We start from the raw sequence: 12,827 nt of genomic DNA, 5'->3' as shown, positions 1-12,827 counted from the left end.
TGTTAATGTTTGACGATGAGCTATTCAAAACTGTCTACTTAGGGGGGAAGGGGGGCGGTTATTAAGGGTTATTGGTATTTCCAAATCTTCATATTAAAAATGAAGAACCTATTGGCTAATTGAGTTTATGATTTAGCAACGTCCTTGTTCAACTTCTACGTAGATACAAATATTGAATGTGGTTAACCGGAGGAGGTGAAAACCGATGTTAACATCATGTATTTTGTTGAAACGGCTTTATCCTTTACAGGCTTAGCTGTTAGTGCGAGTAAAACGGATTTTTTCAGCCCTTACCAAGGCGTCGTGGAAGCCCTTAGTGGTAAATGTAGCGTTGTTAAAACTCACCGTACTTAAGCGATTAAACGACCCATTCACTACTGCTTTGTCTTTATTGTTTGTTGGAATCAAGGAACAATGTTCGTTGTTTTGTTTTAGGGTAAATTCAACGGTTTTACCTTGTACTTGATGGCGCTGCTGTGTACCGGCACATTTACCACGCAAGGTACTAGAGAAAATAACCCCGCCATCGTAAAAACTAAATTCGGCTACGTAACCTAAATCTTTACTTACGATCATGGCATTATTGTTGTCGCCAACCTGCCATTGTATAGCATTGTTAAGCGTGTCGGCATTGGCGGTGAATCCAATTAAAGCGGCAAGTATAGCTAAGTAGGTTTTCATATTAATCACGCTCACAGTTAAAAATTTTGCCAGTTTGAGTATCTTGTAAACACTCGTATTCAATACCATCTTGGTAGATTTCAATCTCTACAATGTTAGCTGTGGCTGCGCTATTGTAAAACACTGCACCAAGTACAGAGGCAATAAGAATTTTGCTAAGGTTGTTCATGGTCTGTTTTCACTGTTGTTGTTTGTATGTGTCTATTATCTGCGCCTTATTAATATTAGTTAAATAAGCACCTTTCAGGCTAACTTACAGCTGCAATTTGTTTGCTGATGAAGGATGTCGAAAATCTTCAATAAACCTTTAGGGCTTCCCGTTAGTCTTTCTGTAACTAAAAAGGAGAAGACTATGACAACTCGACTGAACTATTTTGATAATGCGCCGAAGGGTATGGAGATCCTCATGCAACAAGAGGACTATTTACGAGGCCGATTTCTTGAATCTGACAGCGTAAACTTAGCCATGTGGGAGTTGGTTAAATTGCGTATATCCCAAATTAATCAATGTGCGTTTTGTATTGATATGCATAGTAAAGATGCATTAAAAGCTGGTGAGACAGCGCAGCGGATTATAGGTTTGAGCGCCTGGAAAGATATGCCTTGGTACACGCAGAATGAACGGATGGCCTTGAGCTGGGCTGAACAGCTTAGCGCAGGGCAGCCGATAAGTGATGCGCTTTATCGTAAAGCGCATGAAGCGTTTGGTGAGCCATCTCTGGTTGATTTGACCATTGCCATTAATGCGATCAATAGTTGGAATAGAATCGCGAAAGCATTTACATCAAAGGTAGGCAGTTATACACCCAGCTAAGCAAATATTGAACGAGGTTGACCAGCGTTTTCGGTTTTCTTTGTTTCGACCCAAGGGGCGTTTGGCCGATACCATTCAAGCCTTGTGGTCGGCTTCGCTTGATGGCCAAAGTGCTGGCTCAATGACACGCTGGTTGCAGGCCGACGGCTGCAGCGGTGTGCTGTTTAATTTAGGGCCGCCGCTGCGTTTAGATGGCAAACAGTATGAAGCTGGAATGATTATTTTGCCGGTTAGCAAAGTGGCGCGTTCAATCACCTTACCTGCCAAGGCACAGCTTGCAGGATTTAGGTTTTTACCCGGAGTGAGTACAGGGTTCTTTGGTACTCTGCCAAGAAACACCAATGATAGTATCGATCCGCAACGCAATCACCAACTCCAGTTACTCTGCCAACAATTACAAGAACTTAGGGGGCAGCAGTCTCGAATTATTGCGATGTACAAGTGGCTACAGCGCAGTTTGAGTGCAGTTGATTCTCCACCGCAAAGTTTTACTCAAGCCATTAACTTTATGCAATATGCAAAAGACATTGGCTTGCTGAGCAACAAAGTGGCGTTAAGCCAGCGTCAACTTGAGCGGCATTTTCAACAGTTGATGGGCATGACCCCAAAGCAGTGGCAACGTACCTTAAGAGTGAAAATGACTCTTAAGGCCCTAAAGAACCAGCCTACTGTAGATTTAGCAGAGTTGGCACTAAGTCAGGGCTTTTCTGATCAAGCCCACATGACACGAGAGTGTAAAAGCATCGCCAAAATCACCCCTAAGCAATATTTAATACTGGTGTTAAGTGCCTAGTCGCAACTGGCGATGACCCATGCCAGGTTAACTAACTACTTGTTATTGTGAAGGCTCTAAAATGCCACGTTCTTCAAAAACCTGTTTCGCGACTAACATGCCGTTAATTGCTGCCGGAAATCCTGCATATACCGCCATTTGTAAAATCACTTCGGTAATTTCTTTTGGGCTACAGCCTACATTAAGCGCGCCATGAATATGCACTGCAAGTTGTGGAGCGCAGTTTCCCATTGCCGTGAGGGCAGATACGGTAGCGATTTCTCGGGATTTTAAATCTAAGTCTGGGCGACTGTAGATGTCGCCAAAGGGAAATTCAATGGTGAATTTAGCGAGCTCAGGACAAATAGTAGCAAGACTATTTATAACTTTATGGCCTGCTTCACCGTCTATTTCATTAAGCTTGTCTAATCCGCGTTGGTATCGGTTACTTTCCATGATCTTTTCCTCTGATGTAATGACCCAAAGTTTGCGACTCAAGGTGTAGCCTAAACCTTGGAGCTAACTCCAAGTCAAGCTGCAACTTACAAGCTTAAGCGAGGTTTAATAAAATCAATGAACGCAGTGATGCGTCGCGCTACTTTAGATGAACGGTAATACACCGCGTTAATTTGTCGCTGGTTAGTTTCTTCTACCTGCAGGGCTGGGAATAAACTCACTAAGGTTCCTTGCTCGATGTCGTGTTTCACCATAAATCCCGACAAACAGGCAATGCCATTGCCGCTTAAGGCTAATTGGCGAATGGTTTCTCCGCTGCTGGCGGTAATGGCAGGATTCATTGATTTAAATCCTTTTAATGGCCAATGGTTTAGCACCTTTGCCCCGCTAAAGCCGATCAGCTCATGTTCGTTTAGTTGTGTAACCTGCAGCGGCACTCCGCGCTGTTCCAGGTAAGCGGGCGCGGCGACAATATACAAGTTACTCACGCCGATGGGGCGAGCATGCAGGGTGGAGTCTGCTAATGTACCAATGCGAATCGCCAAATCGGTTTTCTTTTCCAGCAGATCCACAAAACCGTCGTTAGTATTTAGCTCTAGTTCTATATTGGGGTAGGCGCGTTTAAACTCACCAATTAGTGGCACTAATTGGTGAATCACAAATGGGCTGGCGGCATCAACACGCAGCCTGCCTTGAGGCAACTCACCCTTACTAATAATGTCTTCTTCAGCTTGTTGAATTTGGCTCAAGCCTATACGTACCGCTTCTATAAATTGACGGCCTTCGTCGGTTTGTACCACCCGCCTAGTGGTTCGATTAAGAATAGTAATGCCTAGCTGCTTCTCTATTTTGCTAACCGCTCGAGATACCTTAGCCACTTGAATGTCTAAGGCGTCTGCAGCAGCCGAGAAGCCACCGCTGTCAACAACCGCTAGCAGTATTTCGAGTTCATCAGATCGGTTTTTAAGGGTAAACATAGTCACACTCTAACAATAAGGTTGCTTAATATTAGCGGCTTCTTGATCAGTTTACCTAGTGGATTAACATTAATTTCTACAAAAGTATTTTGTTCTAGGTGCCATTTTTGACAATAGTACTTTGGATAATAATGCTCGCCATCACTTGTTGCGCAGTGCAACAACCTAATCGATGACGAGAGATTACTGTTATGCCATTAGCTCTATTCGCGCTTACCTTAAGCGCATTTGCCATAGGAACCACCGAGTTTGTAATTGTTGGGCTAATCCCCACCATGGCGCAAGACTTAGCGGTTTCGCTTCCTTCTGCCGGCTTACTGGTAAGCCTATATGCCTTGGGTGTGGCTATAGGCGCTCCGGTACTTACCGCTTTAACCGGTAAGTGGAATAGAAAACACGTATTACTGGCGGTAATGAGTTTGTTTGTAGCAGGCAACTTACTCGCGTGGCAAGCGCCTAGTTATGAAACCTTAGTGGGGGCGCGTATTCTCACTGGTTTGGCGCATGGTGTATTCTTTTCTATTGGGTCCACCATTGCTACGGGTTTGGTAGCTAAAGATAAAGCCGCCAGTGCTATTGCGATTATGTTCACTGGCTTAACGGTGGCTTTGGTTACTGGTGTGCCTTTGGGCACTTATATAGGCCAACATTTTGGTTGGGAAACAACCTTTTTAGTGGTGGCCATCTTGGGCCTTATCGCTTTAATCGGCAGTGCGTTATTAGTGCCTAATAACCTTAAACAGCCGCCAGCGACCAAATTAAAAGACCAATTAAGTGTACTTACCCAGCCGCGTTTACTGTTGGTTTATGCGATTACCGCTATTGGCTACGGTGGTTCGTTTACCGCTTTTACTTTTTTAGCGTCTATTTTGCAGGACATCAGTGGTTTTAACGCCAGTGCAATTAGTTTAATTATGTTGGTTTATGGCGTATCGGTAGCGTTTGGCAATATTTGGGGCGGAAAGATGGCCGACAAAATGGGGCCCATTAAAGCTTTAAGCTGGATATTTCTAGGTTTAGCTACAGTGCTTATGGTGTTTAATTTTACTGCGGTTAATCCTATAGCGGCGGTAGCGACCATTTTAGTCTGGGGTGCATTTGCCTTTGGCAACGTACCGGGTTTGCAAGTGTATGTGGTTAAGCTTGCCGAGCAACATACACCAAACGCAGTAGATGTAGCCTCTGGCTTAAACATTGCGGCTTTTAACGTTGGTATCGCCTTAGGTGCATGGGGTGGTGGGATGATTGTGGCTAAGGTTGGTGTTATGCATACACCTTGGGCTGGCTCGCTAATTGTACTGGGCGCATTGCTTCTCACAAGAATCAGTGGCGCTTTAGATAAACGGCAGCAACAAGTTGGCAATCCAGAGCTTTGTGAAGCCGCATAATTGTTAAACTTAGCCAGTAAGAATAGGGAGCCATTGGGTTCCCTTTTTACCCTCTGACGTTCTTAATAGGCCATAGCTATAAGCTGCCCTTATAGCTGCTCGTTTAAGCTATTTCAGCCTCGGGTTTACTATGCGCCTGCAGGGAAGTAACCAATTGCATAACGCTAAGGACAATAAATCCAAAACAAGGGCAGAAAATGAAAATAAGACTATTAGGTGTGTTGTTGGCTAGCATGTTTGTCACAGCCTGTGAAACGTCTAGCAGTAAAGAGCCACTGCAAAGTGCGGTAAGTGACACTATTCCCGTGGACTTAGCTAATGCCAGCCAAGAGAGCTTGGTATTTGAAGAAATCTACACCACCACTGTTCTTCCAGATGAAGAAGTAAAAGTGGTATCGCGGGTAACCTCCACCATGCTAGATAAACATTTTCAAGCTGGTGATTACGTACAAACTGGGCAACTCCTGTTTAGTTTAGACCCTTTAGAATTTGAAATTAACTTAGCCAGCTTACAAGCCAACTTGGTTAACTTACGTGCAAAATACAATTCCGCTTTAAACAGTTTGCAGCGCGCCCAAAAACTGGGTGACGCTATCTCTAAGCAAGAATTGGAAGACATTGAAACGCAATTCTTAGTCAATCAAGCCAGCCTTAAGGCTATTGAAAAGCAAGTAGACGACGCCCATTTACTGCTTAGTAGAACCGAAATAAAAGCCACTCGTGCTGGCCGAATTAGTCAAGCTGAACTCAGCCCTGGCGACACCGTGAGTGTGGGTTACCAACTCGCATCAATTGTTGATGACCGTGATTTTAAAGTGACCGTTAGTATTGATGAAAAAACCGTGCTTAAAGCGGTTCAACAATACCGCAATGGGACTTCGCAGTTTGAAGTGCTAGCGAGATTCTTAGACGGTAGTGAGTACCCAATAAGGGGAGATCTTGATTACATCGACAACAAAATAAACCCGGCTACTGGTGCATTAGCTGTTGGTTTCAAATTTCATAACGACGACAGTGTATTTGTGGGTCAATTTGTAGAAGTTGTTTTACGGGAACACAAAAACACCGTGGTGATTCCTAGTCGAGCTTTGGTGCAAACCCAAAGCGGCCCCGCAGTATTTAAAGTGGTTCGCGGTAAAGCTCAGTTGCAAGCCATTGAGCTGGGTGACCAGCTAGGAAATCAAACCGAGGTATTACAAGGCTTAGATGATGGCACAGTGGTGGTCTCTAGAGGCCAGCAGAAACTGACAGATGGTAGTCTTGTAAGACAGCGAGGTTAATATGATTAAATTCTTCATTTCTCGCCCTAAAACCGCCATTGTTTTATCGGTAATCATGAGTGTGTTAGGTGCGTTAGCCGCCTACACCATGCCGGTAGGGCAATACCCTGATGTTGCACCGCCAATGATCAATGTATTTACTCAATACAACGGTGCTAACGCCAAAGTCGTAAACGACACTGTAGCCTCGGTGATTGAAAAAGAAGTGAACGGCGTTGAAGGTATGATTTACATGAAGTCTACCTCGAACAACGATGGTTCTTATAACCTTAACGTGACTTTTGAAACAGGTTTTGATGCCGACCGTGCAGCCACGTTAGTACAAAACCGGGTTAACGCAGCCCAGCCATTATTGCCAGAAGAAGTACGTCGCTCGGGTATCTACGTAGAAAAAATGAGCCCGTCTATGTTAATGATTGCCAGCCTAAACTCGCAATCTGGTGCTCATGATACCTTGGAGTTGAGTTACTACCTTACTGGCATTGTTCGAGAAACCCTTTCACGAATAAAAGGGGTGAGTAAAGTAACGCCCTTGGGCGAAAAAGAATATGCGATGCGCGTATGGCTAGAGCCTGAACGCTTGCAAGCCCTAGACCTAACGGTGAATGATATTGCTGCCGCTATTGCGGATCAAAATGCAGTACGCGGAGCGGGTAGTGTTGGTGCAGAGCCTGTTGCTGGGAATAATGATTGGCAATATACGGTGCAAGTTAGAGGACGATTAGCCAACGAACAAGCTTTTGGTAACATTCGGATTAAAGCTTATGCCGACGGCAGTTTAGTGCGCCTAAAAGATGTTGCTCGTATTGAACTGGGTGCGCAGAAGTACCTAGTGGATACCTACCTAAACAATAAAGAGTCGGTAGCAATGATGGTCTATCAAGACCCTACTGCTAACGCTATGCAAGTCGCGGCGGATGTAAAAGAAGCTATGGCTAAACTTGAGCAAAGCTTACCTGAAGGCATGGTGTTTACCTTGCCCTACGATGCCACTGAGTTCATTGATGTATCCATTTACAATGTGAAAGAAACGCTCATTATCGCCCTGGTGTTAGTCACCTTGGTGACTTACCTGTTTTTGCAAACGTGGCAAGCTACGTTGATTCCCGCAATTGCTATTCCGGTTTCACTGATTGCTACCTTTGCGGTGATGAAAGCGTTTGGCTCTACTATTAATACGATCAGTTTGTTTGGTTTGGTGTTAGCCATTGGTGTGGTGGTAGATGCGGCCATTGTGGTGATTGAAAACGTGGAACGCCTGTTACACGAAACCACTAAACCAGTAAAAGAATGCGTAGAAATTGCCATGAAAGAGGTGATTGGACCCTGTATAGCGGCTGCAGCTGTTCTGTTAGCGGTATTTGGTCCAACCTTGGTGATGCCGGGCATGGTAGGCATTATTTACGCTGAGTTTGGTATTGCCATTTCAGTATCGGTTGTTATTTCTACCCTAGTGGCGATGACCTTAACGCCTGCCTTGTGTGTATTGCTAATGACCCGCGATTTAACACCTAACCGCTTTTTTCAGGCTTTTAACCGAGGCTTTGAAAGGTTTACCGAAGCCTTTGGTAAATCAGTGGCAGTATTGTGTCGCCGTTTAGGCTTAGCGGTATTGCTGTTTTCCATTGTGATCGCTGGAAGTGCGTGGATGGGCGCTAAGCTACCAGGTGGATTTTTGCCTGATGAAGATCAAGGAACGTTTTTCGCGGTGATTGATTTACCCGAAGGAGCCGCGCTAAATCGCACGCGTGATATGACCAAGTTGCTGATTGAGTCGCTTAGTGATGATCCAGATATTGAGATGACCTTTTCAGCGGCGGGTTACAACTTGCTTAATGAGTCTAGTAACTCAAATTCAGCCTTGTTGGTATTTAGTTTGAAACACTGGGAGCAGCGAACTGACCAGCAACAACACCAAGACGCAGTGATTGCTCGAGTACAACGTGCAATAGACACGCTGCCAGAAGGCGTAGGTTTTGCCTTTGGTTTACCGGCGATTCCAGCTTTAGGTATGGTTAATGGTTTTGAATTTGTCTTAAAAGATGAAATGGGCCATGGGCCTGAACGCACTGCAGAAGTACTAGAACAGCTATTGCTTGAAGCCAATCAGCGCGAAGAGATCGCCTCGGCGTTTTCAACATTTAGTATTAGCATGCCTAACTTGTTTCTAGATATTAACGAAGAGCGTGCGGCTGCGATGGGCGTTGCCTTTGGCGATATTGTGAATACCTTAAATGTGCAATACGGCGGTAGCTACATTAACGATTTCACTAAAGGTGGACGCAACTACCGAGTAATGTTGCAAGCCGAAGCTGATTCGCGACAACAGATTGATGATTTGTCTAATTTGTATGTACGTTCTACTCAAGGTGAGATGGTGCGTTTAAGCAATTTGGTGTCGGTATCTACGGTATTGAGCCCAAGTTCGCTGGTGCGTTATAACGTTGCCGGCAGCACCACCATTAACGGTATTGCTATGCCTGGTTTCAGTTCTGGCCAAGCCATTAGTGCGATGGAGCAAGTAGCAGAAGATGTTCTACCTAGTGGCTTTAGTTACGAATGGACAGGTTTAACCTTACAGGAGCAACAAGCAGGCAACGCTAGCTTAATTGCCTTTGCTTTTGCCATGTTGTTTACCTACCTGTTTTTGGTTGCTCAATATGAATCTTGGTTAACCCCCTTAGCGATTTTGCTGGCAGTACCTACTGCGGTGTTTGGCGTGTTGTCTGCGGTGTTAGTGAGTGGCACTACCGTGAACTTATATACCCAAATTGCGATTATGTTGTTAATTGGCATGGCAAGTCGTAACGCAATTCTTATTGTTGAATTTGCCAAGCAGTTACGGGAAGAGAAAGGCTACAGTATTGTTGAGGCGGGTGTAGCTGCTGCTAAGTTACGTTTTCGTGCAGTATTAATGACCGCATTTTCTTTCATTCTAGGTGTGGTTCCATTAATGCTCGCTTCGTCTGCGGGGGCATCGGCGATGAAAGCAATTGGCATGGCGTCTTTTGGTGGGATGCTTGCGGCTACGATTCTTGGTTGTTTATTTGTGCCGGCGTTTTTTGTGTTATTCCAATCTTTAAGAGAGCGGTTTGCGGGCAGAACGCTTAATGAAGAAAAACCCCCAGTACTGGAGTTGCCGCTTAACAATACTTAGCGATTCCAATATAAGCTCTGTTCAAGCTCAGCCGTTTTGTTACCTAGCGGCTGAGCTTTTTTGAAAGCGAAGGCTTGGTTGTCGGGTCACATGCTTGGCGCTTAAACAGGCGTAAGCAATTTGATCAACTACGCTTAAACAAAAGCTTAAAACAGGGAGTTTGCTTTGAAAAAACATATACCGTTGGTGCTTGCCATTTATGTGGCTTTTGTATTTTTACAATCGTTAGTATTTAAATTTGCAGGTTGGTTTGGTAGCCCAGCAGATATCACCGTTTACATTTTTCAAACGGTAGGGCAATGGATGCGGGAAGGTTTAGGCTTAACGCTAATTGGCGACTTGTTTGGCCAATACGGTGAAACCGTGATTGGTTTAGCTGAGCTGATTGCTAGCATTCTCATTTTGCGTAAGGCAACTCGTCTTTATGGTGCCTTGCTGGGTTTAGGTATTATGTCGGGCGCGATTTTCTTCCATATTTTCACGCCTTTAGGTTTGTTTCCGTATACCGACCTAAGTTGTTTGCAAGCAGGTTGTCCGAGGGAGTATCCATTATTCTTTATGGCGGTGGGGGTTTGGTTAAGTTGTGCTTATTTGATTTATCGTGATAAACACAAGCTAATTGGCCCAGTGTAATGGTATAGATAATAAAAAAGCACCTTTTGAAGTATTGAATCAAAAGGTGCTTTTTTGTGGTTAGCGGGTATGGCCGTTATGTTGTTTCTCATGCCCTATAGTAGACATGGGGCCGTGACCTGGTAAAAACTGATACTCATCATCTAGCGTGTAAAGCTGAGTTTTAATGGCGTTAATGAGAGTAGGGTGATCGCCTTTTGGAAAATCTGTTCTACCAATTGAGCCGTTAAACAGTACATCGCCTACAATCGCTAGCTTATTGTCGTGGTCAACAAATACCACATGGCCAGGAGTATGCCCTGGGCAATGGCGTACTTCCAATTTTAACTCGCCCACTTCAATCACTTCGCCATGTTCTAGCCATTGGTCTGGAGTAAAATTAGCCACCTCAGGAAAACCAAACATTTGGCACTGCATGGCCATTTTGCTTATCCAAAAGTCATCTTCTATATGTGGGCCGATTAACGGCACTTGGTAACGTTGTTGAATAAGGCTGCTAGCACCAACATGATCAAGGTGACCATGCGTTAGCAAGATTTTGCTTACGGTTACGCCTGCCTTATCAACCGCAGCTTGAATGAGCTGGGGATCGCCACCTGGATCAACGATGGCTGCTTGCATGGTTGCTTCACACCAAATGAGGCTACAATTTTGCTGAAAAGGAGTTACCGGAATAATTTGATAGGCCATGATTTCTTACTCTAATTAGTTACCGCCCTAGTGTACGTATGTGCATGAATTTTTCTATAGTTGTCATTAACTAAACAGCGAAAAAGCCATTGTTGTGTTTATAATGGTTGAAACATCAGCGGATTGGAGAATCACTTGATAATCAAAGATATTATGCAAACCAGAGTTGTCACTGTGGGAATGGATCAACGCCTATTCGACATAAAAGACATTTTTGATAACGTGAGCTTTCATCATTTGGTGGTACTTGATGACGAAGATTTAGTGGTAGGGGTGCTCACCGAATCTGATTTGCTGGCTGCGCTAAGTCCTTATTTAGGTAAAGCCGCAGAAAATCAGCGAGATGTACAAACGTTAACTCAGCGGGTACATCATGTTATGACCAGAGAGCCGTTGTGCAGCACACCGACTACCGGCGTTAGAGATGCCGGGCAGTTGCTGGTGGATAAAAGTATTAGCTGTTTACCGGTGATAGATGAGGCGAATAAATTACTCGGCTTGGTCACTTGGCGCGACGTACTGTCGGTATTACTGGTAGAAAACACTCACTAATGAAACTACAGCTCTCTACAACCAATCCTATCATGTTTATGGGTTGTACCAGTGATGCGGGTAAATCCTTAGTGTGCGCCTTAATGTGTCGTTTTTTAGCTAATCAAGGCCTTGATGTTGCGCCCTATAAAGCGCAGAACATGAGTAATAATGCTGCGGTAACTCACGAAGGCGGCGAGATAGGCAGAGCGCAATATCTTCAAGCGATTGCCGCCAAACAAACACCCTCTATCGATATGAACCCTGTGCTGCTTAAACCGCATAGTGAAAAAGGCGCGCAGGTAGTGGTGAACGGTAAGGTGAGCCATGAGCTGCTGGCTAAAGATTGGCACCAGCGTAAAGCGGTGCTTTGGCCGGCTGTTACAGCCAGTTTGCAGCGTTTGCAGAGTAAACACCCTTTATTGGTGATTGAAGGTGCTGGCAGCCCAGCCGAAGTTAACCTGCGTAAAAGTGACATTGTGAATATGGAAGTAGCATTACATACCAATGCTTCAGTATATTTAATTGCAGATATTGACCGAGGTGGCGCTTACGCTCATTTACTGGGTACTTGGATGTGTTTAAGTGAAGCGGAGCAAAAACGGGTTAAGGGTTTTGTGCTTAATAAGTTTCGTGGTGAGCAAGCCTTGTTACACGATGCAAATGTGTGGTTAGAAGAAAAAACCGGTATCCCTATTGTTGCGGTCATCCCTTGGACAGAGCATCAACTTCCTGAAGAAGATAATTTTTTCCATCGCAGTACTTGGCAAGCCGGTAGCATAAACGTTGCGCTGATTGTTTATCCTTATGCCAGTAATCTTGACGAGTTTGATCCTCTCATTTACCAACAAGGTGTGAACGTTGTTCCAATGCGTGACTGCCAAGATCTTAGCCAATTTGATGCGATTATATTGCCTGGTTCGAAACATGTTGCGGCAAGTCGGGCTCACTTAGCCAAGAGTGGCTTGGATAATGAGATTATTAAAGCGGCTTCTGCTGGAGTGTTAATCACCGGGGTTTGTGGAGGATTGCAAATTTTAGGTGAACAAAATCTTGATCCTAACTCGGTAGAAGGAGAGAGCTTTAAGGGCCTGTCTTTACTGCCAATTATTACCGAATACTCAGATCAAAAAACAACTCGTCAACGGCAGCTGAGTTGGCAAAATAGTGAGCTGAATTGTTACGAAATTCATCACGGTAAAACAGTGTGCATTGAGCCCTTAGCTAGCTTTGTCGAAGCTGATACGGGCTGGCAACTTAGCAATGTTCAAGGTTCTTACTTGCATGATTTGTTCACTAACAAAACATTTAGGCAAGCTTGGCTTGAGCACTTAGGTTGGCAAGGGGAGTGTGAAGATTGGCACCAAGTTCTAGGGAAGGAACTTGACCGAATGTGTGACTCTTTAGATTTACCGTTAAGTCAGTTAGCCAAACACGCGGGTTTTTAA

General features: G+C 44.5%; 13 protein-coding genes. 8 read left to right on the top strand and 5 right to left on the bottom strand.

The genetic code is table 11. The features are described from left to right. Positions 1-252: 252 nt before the first annotated feature. On the bottom strand, positions 253-681 hold the full coding sequence (locus Q4549_RS20130) for a hypothetical protein (RefSeq protein WP_303551172.1): 429 nt from the start codon (positions 679-681) through the stop codon (positions 253-255). A 1-nt stretch (position 682) separates the two neighbouring features. Next, positions 683-850, bottom strand: a complete 168-nt coding sequence (locus Q4549_RS20125; protein WP_154675884.1) for a hypothetical protein — start codon at positions 848-850, stop codon at positions 683-685. A gap of 183 nt (positions 851-1,033) precedes the next feature. Here Q4549_RS20125 and Q4549_RS20120 point away from each other — a divergent pair, with 183 nt between their 5' ends. Together Q4549_RS20120 and Q4549_RS20115 are read left to right on the top strand one after the other, a co-directional pair. Continuing rightward, positions 1,034-1,495 (top strand): carboxymuconolactone decarboxylase family protein, encoded by a 462-nt coding sequence (locus tag Q4549_RS20120; protein ID WP_303551175.1) that lies wholly within the window; start codon positions 1,034-1,036, stop codon positions 1,493-1,495. A 7-nt stretch (positions 1,496-1,502) separates the two neighbouring features. Beyond that, positions 1,503-2,288: a helix-turn-helix domain-containing protein gene (locus tag Q4549_RS20115; RefSeq protein ID WP_303551178.1), complete on the top strand. Its 786-nt coding sequence runs from the start codon at positions 1,503-1,505 to the stop codon at positions 2,286-2,288. 42 nt (positions 2,289-2,330) lie between these two features. On the opposite strand, the gene Q4549_RS20110 is transcribed toward Q4549_RS20115, so the two are convergent. Next, positions 2,331-2,723: a carboxymuconolactone decarboxylase family protein gene (locus Q4549_RS20110; RefSeq protein ID WP_137675287.1), complete on the bottom strand. Its 393-nt coding sequence runs from the start codon at positions 2,721-2,723 to the stop codon at positions 2,331-2,333. An 86-nt stretch (positions 2,724-2,809) separates the two neighbouring features. Continuing rightward, entirely contained in the window at positions 2,810-3,700 is an 891-nt protein-coding gene (locus Q4549_RS20105; RefSeq protein WP_303551182.1) for a LysR family transcriptional regulator, read from the bottom strand. Between the two features lie 191 nt (positions 3,701-3,891). On the opposite strand from Q4549_RS20105, the gene Q4549_RS20100 reads away from it, so the two are divergent. The 4 genes from Q4549_RS20100 (at position 3,892) to Q4549_RS20085 (ending at position 10,158) form a co-directional block, all read left to right on the top strand. Then, a complete protein-coding gene (locus tag Q4549_RS20100) occupies positions 3,892-5,088 on the top strand; it encodes an MFS transporter (RefSeq protein ID WP_303551185.1) in 1,197 nt (398 codons plus the stop codon). Between the two features lie 197 nt (positions 5,089-5,285). Then, positions 5,286-6,368, top strand: a complete 1,083-nt coding sequence (locus Q4549_RS20095) for an efflux RND transporter periplasmic adaptor subunit (protein ID WP_303551188.1) — start codon at positions 5,286-5,288, stop codon at positions 6,366-6,368. Position 6,369: 1 nt separating this feature from the next. Further along, the gene (locus Q4549_RS20090; protein WP_303551191.1) at positions 6,370-9,525 is read left to right on the top strand and encodes an efflux RND transporter permease subunit; all 3,156 of its coding nucleotides are present in this window, start codon (positions 6,370-6,372) and stop codon (positions 9,523-9,525) included. Positions 9,526-9,690: 165 nt separating this feature from the next. Next, entirely contained in the window at positions 9,691-10,158 is a 468-nt protein-coding gene (locus Q4549_RS20085) for a hypothetical protein (protein WP_137675292.1), read from the top strand. Between the two features lie 60 nt (positions 10,159-10,218). On the opposite strand, the gene Q4549_RS20080 is transcribed toward Q4549_RS20085, so the two are convergent. Then, positions 10,219-10,848, bottom strand: coding sequence for an MBL fold metallo-hydrolase (locus Q4549_RS20080; RefSeq protein ID WP_303515481.1), 630 nt, complete (start codon positions 10,846-10,848; stop codon positions 10,219-10,221). Positions 10,849-11,001: 153 nt separating this feature from the next. Here Q4549_RS20080 and Q4549_RS20075 point away from each other — a divergent pair, with 153 nt between their 5' ends. After that, the gene (locus Q4549_RS20075) at positions 11,002-11,400 is read left to right on the top strand and encodes a CBS domain-containing protein (protein WP_303551303.1); all 399 of its coding nucleotides are present in this window, start codon (positions 11,002-11,004) and stop codon (positions 11,398-11,400) included. Next, positions 11,400-12,827, top strand: coding sequence for a cobyric acid synthase (locus Q4549_RS20070; protein WP_303551195.1), 1,428 nt, complete (start codon positions 11,400-11,402; stop codon positions 12,825-12,827). The genes Q4549_RS20075 and Q4549_RS20070 overlap by 1 nt, the downstream gene beginning before the upstream one ends.

This window comes from Agarivorans sp. 2_MG-2023 (genome assembly GCF_030548085.1).
Taxonomy (GTDB): domain Bacteria; phylum Pseudomonadota; class Gammaproteobacteria; order Enterobacterales; family Celerinatantimonadaceae; genus Agarivorans.
This window is presented reverse-complemented; position numbering and strand designations above follow the sequence as displayed.